Source organism: Sodalis sp. C49, assembly GCF_046352915.1.
Taxonomy (GTDB): domain Bacteria; phylum Pseudomonadota; class Gammaproteobacteria; order Enterobacterales; family Enterobacteriaceae; genus Acerihabitans.
The window spans coordinates 3218629-3242358 of the sequence record NZ_CP163303.1; the positions used below are offsets into that span (position 1 = coordinate 3218629).

Annotated in this window: 21 protein-coding genes, 1 tRNA gene and 2 pseudogenes; 14 read left to right on the forward strand and 10 right to left on the reverse strand. The window is 55.3% G+C overall.

The genetic code is table 11. The annotated features are described in order from the left end of the window. The first annotated feature begins 179 nt into the window (after nucleotides 1–179). The 4 genes and pseudogenes from ABUK12_RS14480 to ABUK12_RS14495 form a co-directional block, all read left to right on the forward strand. Complete coding sequence (locus tag ABUK12_RS14480; protein WP_410012522.1) at nucleotides 180–779, forward strand: hypothetical protein; 600 nt, start codon at nucleotides 180–182, stop codon at nucleotides 777–779. A 169-nt stretch (nucleotides 780–948) separates the two neighbouring features. Beyond that, nucleotides 949–2151, forward strand: coding sequence for an MFS transporter (locus ABUK12_RS14485; protein ID WP_410012523.1), 1203 nt, complete (start codon nucleotides 949–951; stop codon nucleotides 2149–2151). Between the two features lie 135 nt (nucleotides 2152–2286). Continuing rightward, the gene (locus ABUK12_RS14490; RefSeq protein ID WP_410012524.1) at nucleotides 2287–2910 is read left to right on the forward strand and encodes a TetR/AcrR family transcriptional regulator; all 624 of its coding nucleotides are present in this window, start codon (nucleotides 2287–2289) and stop codon (nucleotides 2908–2910) included. Between the two features lie 3 nt (nucleotides 2911–2913). Beyond that, nucleotides 2914–3510 (forward strand): annotated as a pseudogene (locus ABUK12_RS14495) (transposase); the annotation flags it as partial. 48 nt (nucleotides 3511–3558) lie between these two features. Here ABUK12_RS14495 and ABUK12_RS14500 read toward each other — a convergent pair. From ABUK12_RS14500 to nei, 4 genes and pseudogenes are all read right to left on the reverse strand, one after another. Further along, entirely contained in the window at nucleotides 3559–5181 is a 1623-nt protein-coding gene (locus tag ABUK12_RS14500; protein ID WP_410012525.1) for a TIGR04141 family sporadically distributed protein, read from the reverse strand. 269 nt (nucleotides 5182–5450) lie between these two features. Beyond that, nucleotides 5451–6722 (reverse strand): annotated as a pseudogene (locus ABUK12_RS14505) (tyrosine-type recombinase/integrase). A gap of 164 nt (nucleotides 6723–6886) precedes the next feature. Further along, a tRNA-Leu gene (locus ABUK12_RS14510) sits at nucleotides 6887–6971 on the reverse strand. Between the two features lie 156 nt (nucleotides 6972–7127). After that, nucleotides 7128–7919 (reverse strand): endonuclease VIII, encoded by a 792-nt coding sequence (gene nei / locus ABUK12_RS14515; protein WP_410012526.1) that lies wholly within the window; start codon nucleotides 7917–7919, stop codon nucleotides 7128–7130. A 198-nt stretch (nucleotides 7920–8117) separates the two neighbouring features. Here nei and ABUK12_RS14520 point away from each other — a divergent pair, with 198 nt between their 5' ends. Beyond that, on the forward strand, nucleotides 8118–8651 hold the full coding sequence (locus tag ABUK12_RS14520; protein ID WP_410012527.1) for a DUF2501 domain-containing protein: 534 nt from the start codon (nucleotides 8118–8120) through the stop codon (nucleotides 8649–8651). Between the two features lie 533 nt (nucleotides 8652–9184). Next, entirely contained in the window at nucleotides 9185–10084 is a 900-nt protein-coding gene (locus ABUK12_RS14525; RefSeq protein WP_410012528.1) for a LysR family transcriptional regulator, read from the forward strand. Nucleotides 10085–10193: 109 nt separating this feature from the next. Here ABUK12_RS14525 and lptG read toward each other — a convergent pair whose 3' ends face one another. Beyond that, the gene (gene lptG, locus ABUK12_RS14530) at nucleotides 10194–11264 is read right to left on the reverse strand and encodes an LPS export ABC transporter permease LptG (protein ID WP_410012529.1); all 1071 of its coding nucleotides are present in this window, start codon (nucleotides 11262–11264) and stop codon (nucleotides 10194–10196) included. After that, on the reverse strand, nucleotides 11264–12364 hold the full coding sequence (gene lptF, locus ABUK12_RS14535) for an LPS export ABC transporter permease LptF (RefSeq protein ID WP_410012530.1): 1101 nt from the start codon (nucleotides 12362–12364) through the stop codon (nucleotides 11264–11266). The genes lptG and lptF overlap by 1 nt, the downstream gene beginning before the upstream one ends. 283 nt (nucleotides 12365–12647) lie before the next feature. On the opposite strand from lptF, the gene pepA reads away from it, so the two are divergent. The 4 genes from pepA (at nucleotide 12648) to ABUK12_RS14555 (ending at nucleotide 18411) form a co-directional block, all read left to right on the forward strand. Next, nucleotides 12648–14159: a leucyl aminopeptidase gene (pepA, locus tag ABUK12_RS14540; RefSeq protein ID WP_331122916.1), complete on the forward strand. Its 1512-nt coding sequence runs from the start codon at nucleotides 12648–12650 to the stop codon at nucleotides 14157–14159. 84 nt (nucleotides 14160–14243) lie between these two features. Next, nucleotides 14244–14693 (forward strand): DNA polymerase III subunit chi, encoded by a 450-nt coding sequence (locus ABUK12_RS14545; RefSeq protein WP_410012531.1) that lies wholly within the window; start codon nucleotides 14244–14246, stop codon nucleotides 14691–14693. A gap of 13 nt (nucleotides 14694–14706) precedes the next feature. Then, entirely contained in the window at nucleotides 14707–17562 is a 2856-nt protein-coding gene (locus ABUK12_RS14550; protein ID WP_410012532.1) for a valine--tRNA ligase, read from the forward strand. Between the two features lie 342 nt (nucleotides 17563–17904). Beyond that, nucleotides 17905–18411 carry a GNAT family N-acetyltransferase gene (locus ABUK12_RS14555; RefSeq protein ID WP_410012533.1) on the forward strand — a complete coding sequence of 169 codons (507 nt, stop codon included), beginning with the start codon at nucleotides 17905–17907 and terminating at the stop codon, nucleotides 18409–18411. 14 nt (nucleotides 18412–18425) lie between these two features. Here ABUK12_RS14555 and rraB read toward each other — a convergent pair whose 3' ends face one another. Then, entirely contained in the window at nucleotides 18426–18887 is a 462-nt protein-coding gene (rraB, locus tag ABUK12_RS14560) for a ribonuclease E inhibitor RraB (RefSeq protein ID WP_410012534.1), read from the reverse strand. 176 nt (nucleotides 18888–19063) lie between these two features. Here rraB and argF point away from each other — a divergent pair, with 176 nt between their 5' ends. Then, a complete protein-coding gene (argF, locus tag ABUK12_RS14565; protein ID WP_410012535.1) occupies nucleotides 19064–20071 on the forward strand; it encodes an ornithine carbamoyltransferase in 1008 nt (335 codons plus the stop codon). A 17-nt stretch (nucleotides 20072–20088) separates the two neighbouring features. On the opposite strand, the gene ABUK12_RS14570 is transcribed toward argF, so the two are convergent. Then, complete coding sequence (locus ABUK12_RS14570) at nucleotides 20089–20556, reverse strand: YhcH/YjgK/YiaL family protein (protein ID WP_410012536.1); 468 nt, start codon at nucleotides 20554–20556, stop codon at nucleotides 20089–20091. 384 nt (nucleotides 20557–20940) lie between these two features. Here ABUK12_RS14570 and pyrB point away from each other — a divergent pair, with 384 nt between their 5' ends. The 3 genes from pyrB (at nucleotide 20941) to ridA (ending at nucleotide 22815) form a co-directional block, all read left to right on the forward strand. Further along, nucleotides 20941–21876, forward strand: a complete 936-nt coding sequence (pyrB, locus tag ABUK12_RS14575; RefSeq protein WP_410012537.1) for an aspartate carbamoyltransferase — start codon at nucleotides 20941–20943, stop codon at nucleotides 21874–21876. A gap of 11 nt (nucleotides 21877–21887) precedes the next feature. Further along, complete coding sequence (gene pyrI, locus ABUK12_RS14580; protein WP_410012538.1) at nucleotides 21888–22352, forward strand: aspartate carbamoyltransferase regulatory subunit; 465 nt, start codon at nucleotides 21888–21890, stop codon at nucleotides 22350–22352. A gap of 76 nt (nucleotides 22353–22428) precedes the next feature. Next, nucleotides 22429–22815 carry a 2-iminobutanoate/2-iminopropanoate deaminase gene (ridA, locus tag ABUK12_RS14585; protein WP_410012539.1) on the forward strand — a complete coding sequence of 129 codons (387 nt, stop codon included), beginning with the start codon at nucleotides 22429–22431 and terminating at the stop codon, nucleotides 22813–22815. 24 nt (nucleotides 22816–22839) lie between these two features. On the opposite strand, the gene vapC is transcribed toward ridA, so the two are convergent. Further along, nucleotides 22840–23241, reverse strand: a complete 402-nt coding sequence (gene vapC / locus ABUK12_RS14590; protein WP_410012540.1) for a tRNA(fMet)-specific endonuclease VapC — start codon at nucleotides 23239–23241, stop codon at nucleotides 22840–22842. Then, a complete protein-coding gene (gene vapB / locus ABUK12_RS14595) occupies nucleotides 23241–23474 on the reverse strand; it encodes a type II toxin-antitoxin system VapB family antitoxin (RefSeq protein ID WP_410012541.1) in 234 nt (77 codons plus the stop codon). Before vapB ends, vapC begins: the two co-directional genes overlap by 1 nt. Between the last annotated feature and the right edge of the window lie 256 nt (nucleotides 23475–23730).

Below are 23730 nucleotides of genomic sequence, written 5' to 3' on the forward strand. Positions count from 1 at the left end.
GCAGAACTATGTTCACGTCTGGTCAAAGCGAAATCATGGGATTCGAAGGTTGGATGGTAACGCATGCCCGATATATTGACCAATCGTTCCGAAAATTATAGAGTCTCTACACCGGCATTCTCCAATTGCCGTATTGGCCGCCTTGGCGACATGAATCTATCAACCAGGAGGATTCAAAAATGATGGCCTTGAATCTCGGTATATTGCCTTTCAGACCTCTTTACACCCGTTTTCGAACGGTTGTTCAGAAGATGGGGACGCTGCTGTTGGTGTTGTCGGCCGGTGTCGCGGCATCGGATACGCTCTTCGCCCACGCACATGCGGCGGGGTCGGCTCAGGGCACGGCTGCAGGCACGGCCAGATCTGTTCCGTTCGTCGAACGCGCCTTGCAGAAAGGTCCCCAAGTCTTGCTGGTAGAGCTATTCGACACGACGCTCTATGTCTTCAATGACGCCCATGAAGTGGCTGGACCGGTGTTGAATGTGCTGCGCTCCTTGGGCTTCGAGCCAGTGTTGCCCGAGGGGGTGATGGTGCCGCAGTCGGGCTCGCTGCCGTTATCGCTCGACAAGCTACGGAATACCGAAACGCAGCACGTGTTCTTTATGAACTTCTCCCGCGATGAGGCATTTGTTGTGCGGACAGGCCGGGAACTGGCGACAATTGCAGAGGGAGCCTTCTATCGCATGGATGGGACGGTATCGGAAGCGTTCTCCACCCGGTGGAAAGAGGAGAACTTGCTGCCGCGTGTGAGTGATGCCATCAAACAGGGCACGCAGTAAATGTCACGTGCAAACCATCCATGTCGTCCGGAGTTTCCTATGAGTTCGCTGCCAATCTATTTTTTCGCCGAAAAATGGAATGATCATTCCTTATTTAGGTGTGATTGTGATGTACCCGTTTCTATGAAAGGAAAGATGAGTGATGAGATCACGACACAATAAGCCAGTTTTGCCCGAACAGGACGGGAGAAGGCCATCTTCCCACGGCGATCTCCCTGCCGCAGCGCACATTCCCGTTGCGCCGATCGCGATCCTGGCGGTTGCCGGCTTCCTGCTAGTGACCACGGAGTTTGTCATCATCGGCCTGATACCTGCCTTAGCGCGCGACTTCGGTGTGACCCCGTCGCAGGCCGGGCTGCTGGTATCGCTGTTCGCGTTCACCGTGACCTTCTGCGGGCCGGTATTAACCGCGCGGCTGGCCGGACGCGAACGCAAGCGCCTGTTCACGATCATTCTACTGATATTTGCCGGCGCCAACCTGATGGCGGCGATATCCCCGAACGTCTGGATATTGGCGGTGGCGCGCTTCATTCCCGCGCTGGCGCTGCCCGTGTTCTGGGGAACGGCCAGCGAGACGGCCGCACAACTGGCCGGCCCCCGGCACGCGGGACGTGCTGTCGGGCGTGTCTACCTGGGCATCTCTGCCGCCCTGGTCCTCGGGGTGCCGCTCGGCACGGTGATAGGCAATGCCATCGGATGGCGCGGCGCTTTTGCGGTCCTGGCCGGCCTGACCCTGTTGGCCGCACTGCTAATGCACGTCTGCATGCCGCGACCGCCGATGGTACCCGTGGCCTCACGATCGGGCCAGTTCAGCCTACTGAAGTCGTCCAGGTTCCTCATGCATGTCCTGCTATCCGTGCTGGTTTTCACCGCGATGTTCACTTCCTACACATTTCTGGCCGAGTTGCTGGAAGGCGTTGCGGAGATTGCACCATCGTGGGTGGGATGGTGGATGATGGGATTCGGCATCGTGGGGCTGCTGGGCAACTGGCTGGGCGGGGTCATGGCCGATCGCAATTCCCTGGGGGCCACCGTTGGTTTTCTGTTCCTGTTGGCAGTGGTCATGGTGATCCTCGTCCCGGTTGCGTCCAATCATTGGGCGTTGTCTGCGGTTTTGGCGTTCTGGGGAATCGCCTATACGGCGCTTTTCCCGATCTGTCAGATCCGGGTGATGCAGCATGGGCAGCAGGCCCAGGCGTTGGCCGGCACGCTTAATGTGTCGGCCGCCAATGCCGGTACCGGTTTGGGGGCGGTTGTTGGTGGCTGGGTTATCAGCGAGCTCGGAACGGCATTCCTCGGCTACGTGTCCGCCGCACTGGCCGTCGTGGCCGTCCTATGTGCGTTGCCGTTGTTCCGGCAGAGCAATCAATGAGGCCTTCGAACGCGGATTCGGTATGAGCCGCGCGTCCGATCTTAATGCGTGGGGTGCCGTGGCGGGAGTAATATTGGGTGTTCGTTCTTTAATTATATTAAACTGCTACAACTGAATTTAGGATCATGAACGTTGATGTCCAGCCAAAGTCGCTCTCTCCCCGGTGAAACCACACGCGGCCGGCCGCGCCAGTTCGACCCCGAAGTCGCGTTGGTGGCCGCCATGCGCGTGTTTTGGAAGAACGGCTATGCCGGTGCCAGTATCAGCACGTTGCTCAAGGCGATGGGCATCAACCGGGCCAGCATGTACGCCGCCTTCGGCAACAAGGAAGCACTGTTTCGCCAGGTGCTTGACCGCTATGAGCGCGAAAAGTCGGCCTACATGCTGGACGCTTTGCAGCAGCCTACGGCCCGTGGCGTGGCCGAACAACTTCTGCGCGGTACGCTGGCGTTGCAGGCCGAAGGCGACAATCCGCGAGGCAGCATGAGCATCGTGCATTCGGTCAGCAGCGCACCGGGCGACGAGTCTGTCCGGCAGTATGTGCTGGAACGGGGAGCGTATTGGCGCATGCGGCTCATCGAACGGATCGAGCGGGCGCAGGCCGAGGGCGACTTCGGATCAGAATTTGATGCCCGCAGCCTTGCGTTGTCGCTCAAGGCGACCACAGATGGCCTGTTGATCGCGGCCGGGACCGGTACAAGCGATGCCGAACTGAAAGGTATCGTGCAGACGTTCCTGATAATGTGGCCAGGGCGATAGCGGTTGCCGTCGGTGGTGAAAGGTTGCTGGTATTACCTGTATCTGGTGGAAGATATCTTTAGCCGAAAAATCGTAGGTCATGAAGTCCATGGGGAAGAAAGCGGCGAGTGGGCCGCGTCACTGATGGAGCGCACGGTGCTGAGTGAAGGCTGCTACCGGCAGCCCCTGGTGTTGCATGCGGACAATGGCGCGGCAATGAAGTCCCAAACGCTGAACGTAAAGCTGGAAGAGCTGAAAATCACGCCATCGCACAGCCGACCCCGGGTGAGTAATGATAATGCCTATGTGGAGTCGCTGTTCCGGACAGTGAAATATGTGCCGCAATGGCCTTCGGCAGGGTTCGGTACGCTGGACGAGGCGCGTGACTGGGTGGGTGTTTTTACGCGTTGGTATAACGAAAAGCACTATCACAGCGGTATTCGCTACGTGACGCCGGCGCAGCGCCACCGAGGCGATGACCGGGAGATACTGATGCGGCGGGATGAGGTATACCGAGCGGCGCAGGCAGCGCATCCGGAACGCTGGTCAGGAGAGACGAGAAACTGGCAGCCAATAAGTACCGTGACACTTAATCCTGAACGGGAAAAACAGGCAGCCTAAATCAGCAGGGGTGACAAAAACTTGACACTGACCGAAATCGATAAAGTGTTAACAGTTGGCTGTCTTCCTCTTCGCTTCCTTTCCTTTTTTACCTAATTTCTTTCTTAGTAAATTTTCATCAGTTTCTATTTTTGAAATCCTGACATTAAAGCCATACATTTCTAAAGATTTAATTATGTTTTTAAGGGTTAACTTTGAAAAGAAGGGTAATTCCTTTGGCAATTCTTTTTTTGTCGCTATTGCAAATACAACAGTAAACTCATAAGCATTAGGCCGAATGGAGGGGTTTATGCTTTTTAAATTATCAGGAAGTATTTTTAATAATTTTTCTCTAAACACTTCGTTGCTCAAGAAAGATTCAGCCGATACAAACCCCTGAGAAAAAAGATGACTTAGCGTACTGGAGCTCCTATAAAACTTTACGTGTATTAATTCCTTATTATGAATTAAATCGCAAAACTCGACCTTATCATGCTTTCCGCCTTGCTGAATATTACTTTTATCCAAGCAGACAAATCCAACATCAAGATCATGCACATAACTATTGTAAAACTCCTCCCTGTCATGATTGTATATGGGCAATACTCTTTCATAAGGTTTAATATTAGAAAGGAAGCCATCTACTCTTTTTATGAAATCAACATTTACTTTAAACCATTCACCAGCGCGAAGAATATAGCAATTGTTGTCATAGCTGACCTCAGCATAAAGACAATCATAAACCGGCCATTTTTTATGAGCCTTTTCATTATCATCAATGACATATATATAATGAGATTTAAACTCATTAACATTAGTTGAAATGCCTTTTGTTTTATACAATGAGTAAAGTTTTTTAAGACTTAAAGTAGTGTGATATTCATTTGAACGAGATTCAAAGCAATAACCAGATTGCTTACTCCAATCAACAATCTCTGGCTCTCCAAGCCAAAAATCTTTACATAAATTGAAATCAATTAAATAATTATCAATTTCTAAATCTAAAATATCACTCACATCAGAATCATTGACTCTTTTAACATTATCAATCCACTCAAAAGCCGCCGGAGGCTTCATTTTGGATCTAACAAATGCCTCATCAAGGATTTCTTTAATAGCACTAACTTTAGTTTCAACATTTATTATTAAAGAGTCTTTCCCTGTAACAATATCACCAAAGATATTGACATTAGATTTACCAGTTAATGTTGAAAGAAGATCCATCTCGCGATCTATATTGAATCCTTTTATACTCACCTCTTTTGTACTTTGATTTCTAGTATTTAAGGGGTTGTCTTCATAATTACTTTTATCAATGCTCCTTAATTTATCGGGATCAACAGAGTTGATTGTCACCTTTAATCCAAAATCTTTTTCAATGCAATCATTATTAATAAGATAAAACCCGGTACCAAATGAGACAAGGAATATCCTATTTAATATTAGCACCTTTAATACCGCACCTGACGTTTTTGTTTTACTAAAATCAGTATCACTAACTTCAGATTGGTTCTCTATAAGAAAATAAACCCAGTCAGGTAGCTTTTCTTCAGCCTCTCGGCGGATAAACAAAATCCCTTCCCCGCCAATTATGTTGATAACTTTTGGTTGTTTGCAATTGGCAATATTTAATATCTTTTCATCTTGTTTGTAGAAATCTTTGACGAGTGAAATCGATAGTCTCTGCTTCATGACGCATCCTTAACGTTCACGGGTAATGTAACAAACATCAATAACATTAACTTATACAGATTAGCTTATGATTTCAATGTAAAGAAGATATCACAAAAGAGAAACTGCAATGTTCTTTAAGAATAACCCTTACAAATTTATTCTTTATATTTCATTTGCTTAAAAAATGAAAAATATTATACCTAGCATTAATTACTGTGAATTTATTTAAAGTCACCGTTATATACCACATTAGCGATAGTTAAAGTTTTTAATATTGCGAAATTCCGTTACTTTTCAACACTTGCAATCTTTTTACCAAAGTCATAAGGAGTAGCAAAGGAATTGTGATTTGCGTCAAGAAAATCAGCCCACCATTGCACCATCAACCTGCGTTCATCCAGATGCTCTGAAGTATGAATGTAAGCAGCACGCACGTTGTTACGCTCGGAGTGGCTCAACTGCCGCTCTATCGCATCATCACTCCATAATCCCGACTCACCTAGCGCACCTCGTGCCATTGTCCTGAAACCATGCCCGCAAACCTCGGTCTTCGTGTCATAGCCCATAGCACGTAGAGCATTGTTAACGGTGTTTTCGCTCATGACTTTTTTTGGATCGTGATCGCCAGGAAAGAGTCTCTCGTTATTACCGCTTAACTGCTTCAACTTTTCCAGCAGAGTTAAAACCTGACGGCTTAGCGGTACAAGATGTTCCTCTTTCATCTTCATACCACGGTGAGAGTAACGAACTCCCTCTATCTCTTTGCGCTGTGCAGGAACCCGCCACAAAGCTCCTTCAAAATCGAACTCATCCCATCTTGCAAAGCGCAACTCACTGGAACGGACAAAGGTCAGCAATGAAAGCTCGACGGCTATACGCGTCATGATACGCCCACGGTATGCGGCAAGGCGCTCAAGAAATTCAGGGAAACGGTTAAAAGGTAATGCGGGGTAATGGTGAGCCTTAACCGTAGAAAGTGCCCCAGCCATATCAACAGCCGGATTAGACTCAATGTAATCGTTTTACACGGCATAGCGCATTATCGCAGTAACACGCTGCTGAAGACGTTGAGCGACATCATGCCTGCCACTGGCATCAACGGCCTTAATGGGTGCTAACAGCTGGCTGGTTTCCAGCTTACGAACATCTGCCAAACCAATATAAGGAAAAATATACAGTTCGAGGTAGCGCAGGATCCGTGAACGATGGTCATCACTCCAGCGCTTGTTACTGGCATGCCATTCGCGGGCGATCGTTTCAAAAGTATAAGCCCCGGCATTTTCAGCTTGGGCTTCTTTCTGCTCGGCTTTGGGGTCAATCCCCTGCCCTAGCATCTTTTTAGCTTCGTCACGCTTAGCACGTGCCTCAGCAAGCGTTACTGTCGGCCAGACGCCAAAGGCAAGCCGGTCCTCTTTTTTGTCGGCTGGCCGCCGGTACTTCATACGCCAGTACTTTGATCCTTTGGCCGTGACTTCGAGATACAAACCGCCTCCATCAGCCATTTTATAGTTTTTTTCTTTAGGCTTTGCAGTTTCTACCTGGCGGGCATTCAGCTTCATTTTGGGGGCACATTTCTTATCGAAGTGGAGATGCCCCCAATTATGCCCCCAGCGTGGTCTGGATTGCAACGGATACGCCCGGACGATTCAGGATGATAAGATCAGTCTCACCGTTGATTTTAAAGGTTTTTTTGGACTTCCCCGGACGGGGATGGACAGGATACTGGTGCCGAAGGCCGGAATCGAACCGGCATGCCCGAAGGCGGTTGATTTTGAATCAACTGCGTCTACCGATTTCGCCACTTCGGCACTGAAGTTAGTATACGGAAAACGAGGTGCATTATACCGTTAACGCATCCCGGCGCAATACTAATCAGCTTCAGGTGCTGCCGACTGCTGAAAAAACACCCTTCCGGGCGGGTTCATGCGGCCGGTATGTGAACCCATCCCGCGCCGGCGCCTTTTTTACCGCTGGCATCCCGGGCACCAGTAAAACGGCCGTGATGCCACCGTGGTTTTTTCTATCGGCCGGCCGCAGCGCTCGCAGGGCTTGCCCGCGCGGTGAAAGACCCGGAAGCGGAACACCGCGCCGTGGTGCTTATTGATATCGCTTTGTCCTCGGGTGGCGTAGGACAAGCGCGGGATTTCAAGGATGGCCTCGCACAGGCGGCGCAGCTGCTGCGCGCTTAAATCACGCGCCTTGTGCTGCGCGGTCAGGCCCGCCTGCCAGAGAATCTCCACCCGTAGGTAGTTGCCCAGGCCGGCGATAAACGACTGGTCCAGCAGCAGGCCGCCGAACTGGCGGCCGCTAAAGCGGGGCGACGATAGGCGATCGATGACCTCGTCCACCGTCAGGGCCATATCCAGGGCGTCGGGACCGATGCGCAGTAAAAACGGATGCGCGGCCAGTTCATCGGCGCTGAGGATTTTGATATCCGAGGCGCTGTAGAGCAGGATGGCCTGGTCGGCGTTTTCCAGGCGCACCCGCAGATCGCGTTTGGTGACCGGTGATTCCCCGGCCGCGGCCACCCGCCAGACGCCATAGAGCTGATTATGGCTGTAAAGCACCTGGCCATTGGAAAACCAGGTCAGCAGGGCTTTGCCACGGGTATCGATTTTCTCGATATGCTGGCCCACCAATCCGTCCTCATAAGGCTTAAGGTGGGGAAAAGCGAACCAGGCCCGGGTTATGGGCCTGTTTGCCATCGCCGCCAGCAGGGTATCGGCGGCGCGGCGGATTTCCGGTCCTTCCGGCATTGCTGCACTCCGTTATGTTCCGTTTATGTTTCGTTTCTGTACTTAAGATAGCACCGGCCGTCGGGAATAGTCTTAATTTGCCGTCCGGCGGGGGGTTTTCACCCGTCCGCGCTGGCGGTGCGGCGCGGGTGTGGGGTAGGTTATTCGCAGATTAACAGCCGGCGCGTCCGGCGCGACTATTTCAGGAGTATGCTTATTATGATCACCACCCACCGCAGGTTAATGGCGCTGGCCGTTGCCGCCGCGCTCTGCACCGGTTTGGCCTCGGGCGTGGCCCAGGCGGCCGGCAACTGGATGGATTCGGTTAACAGCGCGGTGACCGAGCTGAATAAATCGTCCACCGGCAACGGGTCCGGCACCGCCGGCGCCACCACCGGCAATAACGCCAGTTCACTGGCCGCCCTGTCGGGCCTGCTGAACGGCGGCGACAAGGCGTTAAGCTCCAGCAGCATGACCAATGCCGCCGGCGTGCTGCAATACTGTGTTAAAAATAACCTGCTGTCCGCCAACGGCACCTCGACGCTGAAGGACCAGTTGCTTGGCAAGCTGGGCATTACCAGCACCGCCAACGCCAAAAGCCAGGATTACCAGGAAGGCCTGGGCGGCCTGCTGACCACCGGTAAAAACGGCCAGGTGAATCTTAACGATCTGAGCAATTCACAACTGGGGCAGAAGGTGAAAACCAAGGCCTGCGATGTGGTGCTGAAACAAAGCAAGAATTTCATTTCCTAACCGCGCGGGATAAGGCGCGGGAACTACCGCGCCGGATATGCCGTCCGGCATGGCCCATGCCCGCGGGCGACAACGCCACCTATACTAAAGGGTAGTTGTAATTCTCAGACTAAGTTCAACATAAGGCACATCCACAGTCGGTTTGTGTGTATTAGTTTCCCTCCTCCGCTTATATTCGGTTATCATAAAACCGCCCTTCACATGGTAAACATAATATTAATATCATGCTATTTACACTCAATTAACTATATTATGAAACGCAACAATAATGGCAAGACATGCCAGCGCCAGCGCCCTTTCGCGGTCATTTTATGGCCTTCTCCGGCGCTGAGGCATTTCATTGGAGATATTTTCGCCTTGTCATCGTTAAAAAATAAAAGATAAAATCATTAGTCACTGAAAGCAGTACGTTAATAATTCTCATGCTATCGATATATAGGAGCAGTAGAAGCAGGATAATAATTTATTTTGCATTTATATCCGTTTAGCTATCGGATATCCCTCAAACCAGCGTTCTAGATCATGACAATTATATGAATAACTTTGATTTCAATTTATTGATAGTACTCAATGCGCTGCTGGAAGACTGTAGCGTAAATCTGGCGGCCAGGAAACTGAACGTCACCGCGCCGGCCATCAGCAAATCGCTGAATAAGATTCGGGGGCTGTTCAACGATCCCATCCTGGTGCGCAGCGGCACAAAACTGATCCCCACGCCCAAGGCTATCGCACTTAAGGAGGATGTGCGCCAACTGGTCAACCGCATTGAGTCGATGCTCAATACCAATATGGCCTTTGAACCCCATACCACCACGGTGTCCTTCACCATCGCGGCGAACGCCACCATCGTCTTTACCCTTAACGCCTCGTTATTCAGCGAAATACAGCGCAGCGCGCCGAATGTCTTTATTAATATGGTGCATGATTCGGAATTTGATGATGATTTCCTGCGCTCCAACGATATTGATCTCTACATTGGCGAAATGCGCGATCTCAATCCGGAAATTACCATCCGCACCATTCACTCGGCCAAATGTTATTTTATGTGCCGCTGCGGTCACCCTATTATTTGTGGGGATAAAAATATGGATAACTTATTGAAATATCATTTTGTCCAGACCAAGGAAAAATACCCGGCCGGGTCGGACGAAGCAATGAAATATTTTTGGTCCACGCGCCATGTGATGGGCACCACGCCCGGTTATATGGCCACCATGAACGCCATTACCCATTCCGACGCGCTGGCCATCGTGCCGGATTTTGTGGTGAATAACCTGCGTAAACTGAATATCGCGGTGGAGTTTTTCAGCGCCGATTTTGATTTGGGCAAACGCAGCATCATCCAGGCTTGGCATTCCAAGCATAATCACTCGCCCTGCCATAAATGGCTGCGCGACCTGACCAAGGTGATGTTTGTCGAGAGTATTAAATGAGTTTTTTACGGTTGTAATAAGAGAGCTGAATCTGAAGGTCGATGCAATGGGCCTGCGCCAATCCAACCCGGCGCTAACAGGTTTTGCCTGTTAGCGCGTCGGGATATCTTTACCGTTTCTTCAAGAGCAACGCCACGCTTATCACCAGGAAGGCCATGCTGGGGAGCAGCGCGCCGAACAGCGGCGGCATATTGTACACCAGGCTGAGCGGTCCGAAGATCTGATCCAACACGTAGAACAAGAAGCCGAAGCTGATACCGGTGATCATCCGCACGCCCATCGCCACGCTGCGCAGCGGGCCGAAAATAAACGACAGGGCCATCAGCATCATCACCGCCACCGAGAAGGGCGAGAAGATCTTGCTCCACATATTCAGCTGGTAGCGGCTGGCTTCCTGCCCGCTCTGCTTGAGATATTTGACATAGTCGTATAGCCCGGAAATAGACAGCGATTCCGGGTCGAGCGCCACCACGCCCAGCTTATCGGGGGTGAGGTTGGTTTTCCATTCCCCGCTGAGCGTTTGCCGGCCGGTGATCTGCTGGCTGTCGGTCAGGTCGGATTCATCCACCTGCGCCAGGCGCCAGGTGCCGTCGGTAAAGGTGGCGCTGGCGGCGTAGCGCAGCGTCTGCAGGCGGTTCTCGTGGTTGAAGTGATAGATATTCACCCCCGACAGCTGGTTGTCGCTGACCACCCGCTCGATGTAGATAAAATCGCTGCCGTCCTTGGCCCAGAGACCGTTTTGCACCGACAGCATGGAGCCGCCGTATAACGACTGCGAGCGGAAATTACGCGCCATCTGCTCGCCCTGGGGGGCGACCCATTCGCCGATGGCCATGGTCAGCAACACCAGCGGGATGGCGGTTTTCATTACCGCCGCGGCGATTTGCATGCGGGTGAAACCGGAGGCTTGCATCACCACCAGCTCGCTGCGGCTGGCCAGGGTGCCGAGCCCCATCAGCGCGCCGAGCAGCGCCGCCATCGGGAAAAAGATTTCAATATCCTTCGGCACGCTCAGCAGGGTATAGAGCCCGGCGCCCGCCGCGGAGTAATCGCCCTGCCCCACCTTGCGCAGCTGATCGACGAATTTGATGATGCCCGACAACGACACCAGCATGAACAGGGTCATCATGATGGTGTTGAAGATGGTTTTACCGATATAGCGGTCCAGTACTCCAAACATCAGGCCGCTCCTCTGATATGTAAACGTTCGCGCGCCCGTCTGAACGGTACGCTGTCCCACAGGTTAAGCAGCAGGGCGATGCCCAGGTAGGCCAGGTTGACCAGCCACATCCATATCACCGGATCAAGCTTGCCCTTGGCGCCGTTAGAGCGCAGCGAGCTTTGCAGCAAAAAGAACACCAGGTACAGCAGCATTGCGGGCAGCATGCTTAATACCCTGCCCTGGCGCGGGTTGACCGCGCTGAGCGGCACCACCATGATAGCCATGATAAACACCGATATGATAAGGGTAAGGCGCCACTGCAGCTCCGCGCGCGCTTCCGGCTGGCTGGATTGCCACAGGGCCTGCAGGGTCATCTGCTCGGCGTCGTTGTTGTTCACCGATACCGCCTGGTGGCCGATGACCGCCTGGTACTGGGTAAAATCGGTGATGCGGAAATCACGCAGCAGCGCGGTGCCCTCGTAGCGGGTGCCTTTATTGAGGTTAACCACCTGCGAGCCGTCGGGACGCTGGGTCATATGGCCCTGGTCCGCCACCACCACCGAGGGGCGCGAGTTACCATGCGGGCGCAGCTGCGCGAGGAAGACGTTCTGGAATTCCTGCCCTTTGACGTTGCCGACAAAGAGGACGGAGTTGCCGTTTTGCGCCGCCTGGAACTGCCCGCCCACCATGGCGGCCATGCTGGGGTTGGCCTTGGCCTCCGCCAGCACCTCGTCCTGGTGCCGGGACGACCAGGGCGACAGCCAGATGACATTGGCGGCCGCGAATAACGCCGTCAGCACGCTTAACAGCAGCGCCGCCTTGATCAGTACGCTCTTGCCCAGCCCGCATGCGTGCATGACGGTTATTTCGCTTTCGGCATACAACCGGCTCAGGGTCATCAGTAACCCAAGGAACAGGCTAAGGGGAAGAATCAACTGCGCCATTTCCGGCACGCCTAAACCGAGCAGGGATAACACCAGGTTTGTCGGGATATCGCCGTCTACCGCCGCGCCCAAGACCCGCACCAGCTTCTGACAGAAAAAAATCAGCAGCAGGATAAACAGGATGGCCAGCTGGCTTTTAAAGGTTTCCCGAACCAGATATCTAATGATGATCACGCTTATTTCGCCTGTGAAAACTTGTCTTTTTGCAGGAAAATCGATAATTTCTTCGCTAATGCACTATTAATGCGTATCAATTAGTCACCTTTATCGCCAGATAGAGTATAACAACATTAAGCGTTCGGCTGTGCTATGAGAACGCACTGATTATTGCCGGAATAACGTCCTTTGCGTCGTTCAGATTAACACATAAGAGTTAATGCAAAGGCGGGGGATACGATAGGGAATGAAATATTTTATCCCGGTTGGCCGTCTTTGTCTTTAAGATTCAGGAGAGTGCATGGAGTTCAGTGTAAAAAGCGGTAGCCCGGAAAAACAACGCAGTGCCTGTATTGTCGTCGGCGTCTTCGAACCGCGCCGTCTGTCGCCGATTGCCGAACAGCTCGACAAAATCAGCGATGGTTATATCAGTGCCTTACTGCGCCGCGGCGAACTGGAAGGGAAGGTGGGCCAGACATTGCTGCTGCACCATGTTCCCAATGTGCTTTCCGAGCGTATCCTGCTTATCGGATGCGGCAAGGAACGCGAGCTGGATGAGCGCCAGTACAAGCAGGTGATCCAGAAAACCATTAATACGCTGAATGACACCGGATCAATGGAAGCCGTCTGCTTTTTGACCGAACTGCATGTCAAGGGGCGTAACACCTACTGGAAAGTGCGCCAGGCGGTGGAAACCTCCAAAGAGTCGCTTTATACCTTCGACCAGCTGAAAAGCAATAAGGCCGAACCGCGCCGGCCGCTGCGCAAGATGGTGTTTAACGTGCCCACCCGCCGCGAGCTTACCGGCGGCGAGCGCGCCATCCAGCATGGACTGGCCATCGCCTCCGGCATCAAGGCCGCGAAGGACCTGGGCAATATGCCGCCCAATATCTGCAATCCGGCCTACCTGGCATCCCAGGCGCGCCAGCTGGCGGATAAGTACGGCAAGACCACCACCACCCGCGTTATCGGCGAGCAGCAGATGAAAGAGCTGGGCATGAACGCCTATCTGGCGGTCGGCCAGGGCTCGCAAAACGAATCTCTGATGTCGGTTATCGAATATAAGGGCAATCCGGACCCGGAAGCGCGTCCGATCGTGCTGGTGGGCAAAGGCTTGACCTTTGATGCCGGCGGCATCTCCATCAAGCCCGCCGACAGCATGGACGAGATGAAATACGATATGTGCGGCGCCGCCACCGTGTACGGCGTGATGCGCATGGCGCTGGAGCTGAGCCTGCCGCTGAACCTGGTGGGCGTGCTGGCGGGATGCGAGAATATGGTCGACGGGCGATCCTTCCGTCCCGGCGATGTGCTGACCACCCTGTCCGGCCAGACGGTGGAAGTGCTGAATACCGACGCCGAGGGGCGGCTGGTGCTGTGCGACGCGCTGACCTATGTCGAGCGTTTCGACCCCGAGCTGGTGATTGACGTCGCCACCCTGACCGGCGCCTGCGTTATCGCCCTGGGCCATCACTTGACCGGGCTGATGTCCAACCATAATCCGCTGGCCCACGAGCTTATCGCCGCCGCCGAGCAGTCGGGCGACCGCGCCTGGCGCCTGCCGCTGGGAGATGAGTTCCAGGAGCAGCTGGAGTCCAATTTCGCCGATATGGCCAATATCGGCGGGCGGCCGGGCGGCGCCATTACCGCCGGCTGCTTCCTGTCCCGTTTCGCCCGCAAATACAGCTGGGCGCATCTGGATATCGCCGGCACCGCCTGGCGTTCGGGCAAGGCCAAAGGCGCCACCGGGCGTCCGGTCTCCATGCTGGCGCAGTTTCTGCTCAATCGCTCCGGTCTCAACGGTGACGAGTAGGCCTAAAAAAGGTAAACTTGTCCGGGCGGCCCAGGCCGCCCGTTATTTTTCCGTTCTCCCCCTCAGGCTTGACTAAAACGGTACATGAAAAACGCAACCTTTTATCTTCTCGACCGGCAGGATCTCCAGGAAGGGCTTAGCCCCATGGAGCGGCTGGCCTGCGATCTGGCGGCGCTCCACTGGCGCGCCGGCAAAAGGGTGCTGATAGCCTGTGACGACGAGGAGCAGGCGCTGAGGCTGGACGAAGCCTTATGGCAGCGGGACCCGGCCGCCTTTGTTCCCCATAACCTGGCGGGCGAGGGGCCGCGCTATGGCGCGCCGGTGGAGCTGTGTTGGCCCAAGCGCCGCGGCAATGCGCCGCGCGAGCTGCTGATAAGCCTGCTGCCGCAGTGCGCGGATTTTGCCTCCGCTTTCCATGAAGTGATAGACTTCGTCCCGGACGAAGACGCATTAAAACAGTTGGCGCGCGACCGGTATAAAGCCTATCGCAGCGTCGGCTTCCAATTGACCACGGCCACGCCGCCAACGCAGTGAAATACGACGCATAATGGAAAAGACATATAACCCGCACGATATCGAGCAGCCGCTGTACGAGCACTGGGAAAAACAGGGCTATTTCAAGCCGCATAACGATACCAGCAAAGAAAGCTTCTGCATCATGATCCCGCCGCCGAACGTGACCGGCAGCCTGCATATGGGTCATGCCTTTCAGCAGACCATTATGGACATTATCGTGCGTTACCAGCGCATGCAGGGTAAAAACACCCTGTGGCAGGTGGGGACCGATCACGCGGGCATCGCCACGCAGATGGTGGTGGAGCGTAAAATCGCCGCCGAAGAGGGCAAGACCCGCCACGATTACGGCCGCGACGCCTTTATCGAAAAAATCTGGCAGTGGAAGGCGGAATCCGGCGGCACCATTACCCGCCAGATGCGCCGCCTGGGCGCCTCGGTGGATTGGGAGCGCGAGCGCTTTACCATGGACGCCGGGCTGTCCGAGGCGGTGAAGGAAGTGTTCGTCCAGCTGTTCAAGCAGGATTTGATTTACCGCGGCAAACGCCTGGTGAACTGGGATCCCAAGCTGCGCACCGCCATTTCCGATCTGGAGGTGGAAAACCGCGAATCCCAGGGATCCATGTGGCACCTGCGCTACCCGCTGGCCGACGGCGCCAGGACCGCGGACGGCCGGGACTACCTGGTGGTGGCCACCACCCGTCCGGAAACCATGCTGGGCGATACCGGCGTGGCGGTGAACCCCGCGGACCCGCGCTATAAAGACCTGATCGGCAAATTCGTCCTGTTGCCGCTGGTCGGCCGCCGCATCCCCATCCTCGGCGACGAGCATGCCGATATGACCAAGGGCACCGGCTGCGTGAAGATCACCCCGGCCCATGACTTTAACGACTATGAGGTCGGCAAGCGCCACGGCCTGCCGATGATCAATATCCTGACCCTGGACGGCGATATCCGCGAACAGGCGGAAGTGTTCGACACCCTGGGCGAGGCCAGCGACGCCTGGAGCGGCGAGATCCCGGCCGAATTCCGCTCCCTGGAGCGTTTTGCCGCCCGCAAGGCGGTGGTCGCCGCCTTCGACGCCCTGGGCCTGCTTGATGAAATCAAACCCCATGCCCTGACCGTGCCTTACGGCGATCGCGGCGGCGTGGTGATTGAACCCATGCTGACCGATCAGTGGTATGTGCGTACCGCGCCGCTGGCCAAGGTGGCCATCGAGGCGGTGGAAAACGACGCTATCCGGTTCGTGCCGAAGCAGTATGAAAATATGTATTTCAGCTGGATGCGCGATATCCAGGACTGGTGTATTTCCCGCCAGCTGTGGTGGGGACATCGCATCCCGGCCTGGTACGACGCCGCCGGCAAGGTCTATGTCGGGCGCGACGAGGCCGAGGTGCGCCGCGAAAACGGCCTTGACGCCTCGGTGGCGCTGCGCCAGGACGAGGACGTGCTGGATACCTGGTTCTCCTCCGGCCTATGGACCTTCTCCACCCTGGGCTGGCCGGAGCCGACCGAGGCGCTGAAGACCTTCCACCCCACCAGCGTGCTGGTGAGCGGGTTTGATATTATCTTCTTCTGGATCGCCCGCATGATCATGCTGACCATGCATTTCGTCAAGGATGAACAGGGGCGTGCGCAGGTGCCGTTCAAGACCGTGTATATGACCGGCCTTATCCGCGACGACGAAGGCCAAAAGATGTCGAAATCCAAAGGCAACGTTATCGACCCGCTGGACATGGTGGACGGCATCTCGCTGCCGGCGCTTATCGAAAAGCGCACCGGCAATATGATGCAGCCGCAGCTGGCGGACAAAATCCGCAAGCGCACCGAAAAGCAGTTCCCCAACGGCATCGAGCCGCACGGCACCGACGCGCTGCGCTTTACCCTGGCGGCGCTGGCGTCCACCGGGCGCGATATCAACTGGGATATGAAGCGCCTGGAAGGCTATCGCAACTTTTGTAATAAGCTGTGGAACGCCAGCCGCTTTGTGCTGATGAACACCGAGGACCAGGATTGTGGCCAGCATGGCGGCGAGATGAGCCTGTCGCTGGCGGACCGCTGGATCCTGGCGGAATTCAACCGTACGGTAAAAGCCTATCGCGACGCGCTTGACGGCTACCGCTTCGATATGGCGGCCAATATCCTCTATGACTTTACCTGGAACCAGTTCTGCGACTGGTATCTTGAGCTGACCAAACCGGTCATGACCGGCGGCGCCGAGGCCGAATTGCGCGGCACCCGCCATACCCTGGTGGAGGTGCTGGAAGGCCTGCTGCGCCTGGCGCATCCCATAGTGCCGTTTATTACCGAAACCATCTGGCAGCGGGTGAAAGTGCTCAAGGGCATTACCGACGATACGCTGATGCTGCAAGCCTTCCCGCAGTTTGACGCCACGCTTGACGATACGCAGGCGCTGGCGGACGTGGAATGGATTAAACAGCTGGTTATCGCCGTGCGCACCATTCGCAGCGAGATGAATATCGCCCCCGGCAAACCGCTGGATGTCCTGGTGCGCGGCGCCACGGCGCTGACCCGCCGGCGGATTGCGGATAACAAGAGCTTTATCCAGACGCTGGCGCGGCTGCAGAGCCTGGATATCCTGGCGGACGGCGAGAAAGGCCCGGTCTCCATCGTCAAGCTGGTGGAGGAAGGCGAACTGCTGATCCCGATGGCGGGCATTATCGACAAAGCCCTGGAGCTGGACCGGCTGGCCAACGAAGTGCTGAAAATCGATACCGAGATCGGGCGCATCGAGAGCAAGCTGTCCAACGAAGGTTTTGTCGCCCGCGCGCCGGAAGCGGTGGTGGCGAAAGAGCGGGAAAAACTGGCGGGTTATGCCGACGCCAAGGCCAAGCTGCTGGAGCAGCAGGCGACCATCGCCAATTTATAGCTGACAACGAAAGCGTCACCCGCGGGCGTTTGCCGGTCAGGCCATGCCCGCGGGCATGAGGGCGAGCATAAATCGTCCCTGGCGACATAGACGCGCGCTTATGGCTCACACGGAGGTGAGCCATAAGCGCGTGCCAACGTCCGCGCCGTCGTGCAAAGACGTGGGCGCTCGCTCGGTTCCCGTCCCGGCACACCCGCTTTCAGCGCGTGTGGAGGTTTGCCGGCAATCGACAAAAGTTTAACCTCCGTTTAATTTATTTGCATCCGCCGCCCGCGCGATGCTATTACTCATAACAATAAATCCAGAAGGCTTAGTGTCTTTTTTCTTTTTTGGGTAATGACGATGTCCACAGCTACTTCAGTCAATATTCTGGTGCGCCCCATTACGCCGGAAGATAACCATGCCATTGCCGACGTCATTCGCCAGGTATCGGCCGAGTTCGGCCTGACGGCGGATAAAGGCTATACCGTCTCCGACCCGAACCTGGATAATCTGTACCAGCTCTACAGCCAGCCGCGCAGCGCGTACTGGGTGATTGAGTTTGAAGGCAGGATTGCCGGCGGCGGCGGCATTGCCCCGCTGGCCGGCGCGGATGTGGGGATATGTGAACTGCAGAAGATGTATTTTTTATCGGTCCTGCGCGGGCGCGGCCTGGCCCATGAGCTGGCGCTCAAGGCGCTGGACTTTGCCCGCGGGCAGGGGTTTACCCACTGTTACCTGGAAACCACCGCCACCCTGACCCGGGCCATAGCGCTGTATGAACGGCTGGGGTTTGGGCATATCGCCGGGCCGATGGGCCACACCGGACATGTGGATTGCGAAGTCACGATGCTTAAGCCTTTGATCTGACGGCGCGTATGGCCTTAGTGGCGGGTGCCGTTGTCGTCCTGATCCAGAAGGCCGCGCGCCGGCGGGGCCGAGCCGTCAATCCCCTCTTCGCCGTCCTCATCCGCTTCGTCGTCTTCGTCGTCTTCGCCGTCTTCAAAATACGTGCCCCAGCCGTCATAGTTGACGCCCAGGCGCTCGGCCAAGGTAAACAGCTGTTCGACCTGGGTGTCGATAAGTTCCGCGTTCAGCGCGATTTCGCTGACGGCGTCGCAGCACATCAGCACGGAGCCGTCTTCCACTTCCAGCTCTTCGGCATCGGTGACTTCATAACCCAGCTTGAAGGCTTCGACCGCGGCTTTTTCCAGCGTATCGAAATTCTCGGCGGACAGATGGTGTTCAATGGTGTAAAGCGCTTCCGGATCGCTGCCATCTTCCAGCAGCTCTTCGATTATCAAACGCGTTTCGTCACGCTGCTCTTCCAGAAATTGATGTGCCATGCCCTCAATCCTCAATGCGTCGGTCGGCCTGTTAGGAACCTATTTTCCCACAGCCGGGGGTAAGGCTCCAGCTTAAACATGAAAGAATTGATATCAACACTTGAAATTGAATATTCATACATATAAAGTGAATTTAAATTCAATTTACAATTGATTAAGACCGGAGAACGCCGCATATGAGCCAGTTCTATCACCGTCATTTCCTGAAGTTATTGGATTTCACGCCCGCCGAGATCCATGAATTACTGGCCCTGGCCGCCAGCCTGAAGCGGGAAAAACAGTCCGGGCGGGAAACACCGCGCCTGGCGGGTAAAAATATCGCGCTCATCTTCGAAAAAGACTCGACCCGCACCCGCTGCTCTTTCGAAGTCGCCGCATTCGATCAGGGCGCGCGCGTCACCTATCTCGGCCCGAGCGGCAGCCAGATCGGACATAAGGAATCCATTAAGGATACCGCCCGCGTCCTGGGCCGGCTTTACGACGGCATTCAATACCGCGGCTACGGTCAGGAGATCGTCGAGACACTGGCGCGCCATGCCGGCGTGCCGGTGTGGAACGGGTTAACCACCGAGTTCCACCCTACCCAGTTACTGGCCGATCTGCTGACCATGCAGGAACACCTGCCGCAGAAAACCTTCGCGCAGATGGCGTTCGCCTACGTGGGGGACGCCCGTAACAATATGGGCAACAGCATGCTGGAAGCGGCGGCGCTGACCGGCCTGGATTTACGCCTGGTCGCCCCCAGCGCCTGTTGGCCGGATAAGCGGCTGGTGGCCCATTGCCGCGAACTGGCGCAACAGCGCGGCGGCAATATTACCCTGACCGAGGATATCGCGGCGGGCGTGCGCGAGGTGGATTTTATCTACACCGACGTTTGGGTTTCCATGGGCGAGGAGAAAGCCCTGTGGGGAGAGCGTATCGCCCTGCTGCGTCCCTACCAGGTCAATATGGCGATGCTCCGGCTGACCGGCAACCCAGAGGTGAAATTTCTGCACTGCCTGCCCGCGTTCCATGACGACCAGACCGGCGTAGGCAAACAAATGGCCGAACAATATGGCCTGGCCGGCGGCATGGAAGTGACCGACGAGGTGTTTGAATCGGCGCACAGCCTGGTATTCGATCAGGCGGAGAACCGGTTGCACACCATCAAAGCGGTGATGGTGGCAACGCTCGCGCGGGAATAAGCCGGCGTACTATCTGTTCAGCGAACCAGGGCGGTGTCGATTTTCACCACCGCTTTGCGCACATGGGCCGGCGCGCCGACCGCGCACAGCGGTTTATGCACTTCGCCGGGGTAATACACCACAAAGTCGCCCGCCTGCATCACAAACTGTTTTTCCTGCTCGCCCGCGGCCAGGAAGGCAATATCCTTATCCGCCAGCCAGTCGGTATCGGTCTTGCCCGCCGGCAGGTTGCTGAAGGTCATGCCTTCCACGCCGTCCAGCACGATCTGGATATCGAGATATTTAGCGTGGAACTCGGCGCGGCGCTTTTCCAGCAGATCGGTGCTGTCGTTGGAGATCAGCACAAATACCCGGTCGCCGTCGATATCATGCTTACCCAGCGGCGTCTCGCTGGTAATGTGTTGTTTGACATAGTCGATGGCGTCACGCAGCTTGGCGGGCAGATAAGGCACGAGATCGAGATGATGGATATTACCGGTGATCATAATTTTTCCTTAAAATGAAATATCGTTTCATTATAAATCAGATTGCGCGCGAAAAAAGAGAGTTATTTAACACTTATTTTGATTAGCAAGCCAATCGTTTGCTTATTCATAAATATCGGCGTTTTGGCCCTTGAAGTGTGCCGGCACGCGCGTATAATTCCGGGCAATTTGCCGGGAGGATCAATGAACAGCTGCGTGATTTTTGCTGCCTATGACTGCCGCCGCCTGCCCGCAGGCGGCCAGCTGCCGTTGCTGCTCCCGTTGCCCGTTTTTATCTATCCGTATCAGGCCCCTCGTTGAGGGGCTTTTTTTTGCGCGCTATCCCAAACCGCGATCTACACTTGCGCAAGGCCGGCGTCAACGACACCCGTAAGGAGGACATACATGGCTAACCCCCTTTATCAAAAACACATCATTTCCATTAATGACCTGAACCGCGAGGAGCTGGAGCTGGTACTGCGCACCGCAGCCGGCCTGAAAGCCCGTCCGCAACCGGAGCTGTTGAAACATAAAGTGGTGGCCAGCTGTTTTTTTGAAGCCTCCACCCGTACCAGGCTGTCGTTTGAAACCGCCATCCACCGCCTGGGCGCCTCGGTGGTCGGGTTCTCCGACGCCGGCAATACCTCGCTGGGCAAAAAGGGCGAAACCCTGGCGGACACTATTTCGGTTATCAGCACCTACGTCGACGCCATCGTCATGCGCCATCCGCAGGAGGGGGCCGCCCGGCTCGCCACCGAATTTTCCGGCGGCGTGCCCATCCTCAACGCCGGCGACGGCGCCAACCAGCACCCGACCCAGACCCTGCTTGACCTGTTTACCATTCAGGAAACCCAGGGACGGCTGAATAACCTTAACGTGGCCCTGGTGGGCGACCTGAAGTACGGCCGCACCGTCCACTCCCTGGCCCAGGCGCTGGCCAAGTTCGACGGCAATCACTTTTTCCTGATCGCGCCGGAAGCGCTGGCGATGCCCGCCTATATCCTGAATATGCTGGCGGATAAAGGCATCGGGTACAGCGTGCATGCCACCATCGAGGAAGTGATGCCGCAGCTGGATATCCTGTATATGACCCGGGTGCAGAAAGAACGGCTGGATCCGTCGGAATACGCCAACGTCAAGGCTCAGTTTGTGCTGCGCGCCGTGGATCTGCTGAAGGCGCGCGCGAATCTCAAGGTGCTGCATCCGCTGCCCAGGGTGGATGAAATTGCCCACGAGGTGGACGCCACGCCCTACGCGTATTATTTCCAGCAGGCCGGCAACGGCATTTTCGCGCGCCAGGCGTTATTGTCCCTGGTGTTAAACGATCAACTGGCAGGCTAAGGGGAAAGAGAATGACTCAGGATAATAAACTGCAGGTCGAGGCAATCAAGCGCGGCACGGTGATCGACCATATCCCGGCGCAGGTGGGTTTTAAGCTGCTGACCCTGTTTAAGCTGACCGCCACCGATCAGCGCATCACCATCGGGTTGAACCTGCCGTCGAACCAGTTGGGGAAAAAAGATCTGATCAAGATCGAGAACGTGTTCCTTACCGAACAGCAGGCGAACCAGCTGGCGATGTACGCCCCCCACGCCACCGTGAATCGTATCGATAACTATGAAGTGGTGCGCAAGCTGACCCTGACGCTGCCGGATCGCATCGACGGCGTGCTGACCTGCCCCAACAGCAACTGCATCAGCCGCAGCGAGCCGGTGGCCTCGGGTTTTACGGTCAAAAGCCGCGACAGCCAGGTGCACCTGAAATGCAAATATTGTGAAAAAGAGTTCGAGCATCAGGCGGTTATCCAGAACGCCTGAGCTGGGCACGCGCCGGTTTAGTCCTTATAATGGCCGGCAACGCTTTTTGATTCGCCTATCAACCCCAGGAGCCAGCATGTCCCGTATTATCAGTACTGAAAACGCACCGGCCGCCATCGGACCCTACGTTCAGGCGGTCGATCTCGGCACTATGCTTTTCACCTCAGGCCAGATCCCCATTAACCCGCAAACCGGGCTGGTGGCCGATGATATCGCGGCGCAGGCCCGTCAATCGCTGGACAACGTGCGGGCGATTGTGGAAGCCGCCGGCCTGAAGGTGGCGGATATTATTAAAACCACGGTGTTCGTCAAGGATTTAAACGACTTCGGCACCGTCAACGCCGCTTACGAAGCTTTTTTCACCGAACATAACGCGCCCTTCCCGGCCCGTTCATGCGTGGAAGTGGCGCGCCTGCCGAAAGACGTGCAGATTGAAATCGAGGCCATCGCCGTACGGCGCTAGGCCATGACAGGCGCGCCCGGCGCCTTAGTTAATCCAGTTTTCAATCAGCAAACCCTCGACCCGGCTGAATTCCGCCGGGTTGTTGGTGACGACGACCAAACCCTCGCTGCGGGCATGGGCCGCGATATGCACCTCGTTTACCCCTATCGGCAGGCCCGTCTGTTCCAGATGGGCCAGGATATCGCCATAATGCCGCGCCGCTTTCGCGCCATACCCCAGGACTTCCATGCGCGAAACAAAACTCTCCACCGCCCGGTAATTGCGCGCCGCATCCGCGCTTTTTTCCGCGGCGTGCATCAGCTCGGCCAGCGTAATGGACGATAACACCATGCGCCCCGCATTGGCGTTAAACAGGTCAAGCATCTCAAGCGGACGCCGTTTTATCACGTAGATGACAAAATTCGTCTCGAGCATATATTTATACATTAAAAGGACTCACGCTCAGGTTGCGGTTGAGAGGGTCTTTCCTCCGGAAAATCTTCCGAGACCGCCGGGTCGGTCAAAAAAAAGCTATCCCAGCGGTGCTGCGCGGGAGAGATAATCCGCTCATTCCCCACCGCGCGGACATTCACCACCTTCACATCATCGGCAAAGCGTAACTCAGCCGGGATGCGCACGGCCTGCGAGCGATTATTGATAAAGATTGTACTCGTGGACATCCAACCTCTCCTTTAGCCTGTTTATTCATCAAATTATACGTCATTACGGTATATAGCAAGTGTATATGGCAGGCAAGCGTCCGCGTGCAACAGGTTAATTTTACGCACCATTTTGGGGAGAAAACGGCGACGGCGGCGTTGCGCGCACTAAAATAATGCAGGCGGACGCCCCGCGGCATGGTTTTCTCCGGTGGCCGCGGTTCCCGGGCTGGCGCGTTTTATGCATGGGTTGTCAATGGAGCTGCTAACGGGGTTT

What these genes read in the sequence shown, in the direction of transcription:
- pyrB (WP_410012537.1), top strand. Translation starts at nt 20,941, where the DNA reads ATGGCTAACCCCCTTTATCAAAAACACATCATTTCCATTAATGACCTG.
- ABUK12_RS14545 (WP_410012531.1), top strand. Translation starts at nt 14,244, where the DNA reads ATGAAAAACGCAACCTTTTATCTTCTCGACCGGCAGGATCTCCAGGAA.
- ABUK12_RS14525 (WP_410012528.1), top strand. Translation starts at nt 9,185, where the DNA reads ATGAATAACTTTGATTTCAATTTATTGATAGTACTCAATGCGCTGCTG.
- ABUK12_RS14550 (WP_410012532.1), top strand. Translation starts at nt 14,707, where the DNA reads ATGGAAAAGACATATAACCCGCACGATATCGAGCAGCCGCTGTACGAG.
- vapC (WP_410012540.1), bottom strand. Translation starts at nt 23,241, where the DNA reads ATGTATAAATATATGCTCGAGACGAATTTTGTCATCTACGTGATAAAA.
- ABUK12_RS14500 (WP_410012525.1), bottom strand. Translation starts at nt 5,181, where the DNA reads ATGAAGCAGAGACTATCGATTTCACTCGTCAAAGATTTCTACAAACAA.
- ABUK12_RS14570 (WP_410012536.1), bottom strand. Translation starts at nt 20,556, where the DNA reads ATGATCACCGGTAATATCCATCATCTCGATCTCGTGCCTTATCTGCCC.
- ABUK12_RS14480 (WP_410012522.1), top strand. Translation starts at nt 180, where the DNA reads ATGATGGCCTTGAATCTCGGTATATTGCCTTTCAGACCTCTTTACACC.
- ridA (WP_410012539.1), top strand. Translation starts at nt 22,429, where the DNA reads ATGTCCCGTATTATCAGTACTGAAAACGCACCGGCCGCCATCGGACCC.
- nei (WP_410012526.1), bottom strand. Translation starts at nt 7,919, where the DNA reads ATGCCGGAAGGACCGGAAATCCGCCGCGCCGCCGATACCCTGCTGGCG.
- vapB (WP_410012541.1), bottom strand. Translation starts at nt 23,474, where the DNA reads ATGTCCACGAGTACAATCTTTATCAATAATCGCTCGCAGGCCGTGCGC.
- argF (WP_410012535.1), top strand. Translation starts at nt 19,064, where the DNA reads ATGAGCCAGTTCTATCACCGTCATTTCCTGAAGTTATTGGATTTCACG.
- pepA (WP_331122916.1), top strand. Translation starts at nt 12,648, where the DNA reads ATGGAGTTCAGTGTAAAAAGCGGTAGCCCGGAAAAACAACGCAGTGCC.
- ABUK12_RS14555 (WP_410012533.1), top strand. Translation starts at nt 17,905, where the DNA reads ATGTCCACAGCTACTTCAGTCAATATTCTGGTGCGCCCCATTACGCCG.
- rraB (WP_410012534.1), bottom strand. Translation starts at nt 18,887, where the DNA reads ATGGCACATCAATTTCTGGAAGAGCAGCGTGACGAAACGCGTTTGATA.
- pyrI (WP_410012538.1), top strand. Translation starts at nt 21,888, where the DNA reads ATGACTCAGGATAATAAACTGCAGGTCGAGGCAATCAAGCGCGGCACG.
- ABUK12_RS14520 (WP_410012527.1), top strand. Translation starts at nt 8,118, where the DNA reads ATGATCACCACCCACCGCAGGTTAATGGCGCTGGCCGTTGCCGCCGCG.
- lptG (WP_410012529.1), bottom strand. Translation starts at nt 11,264, where the DNA reads ATGTTTGGAGTACTGGACCGCTATATCGGTAAAACCATCTTCAACACC.
- ABUK12_RS14490 (WP_410012524.1), top strand. Translation starts at nt 2,287, where the DNA reads ATGTCCAGCCAAAGTCGCTCTCTCCCCGGTGAAACCACACGCGGCCGG.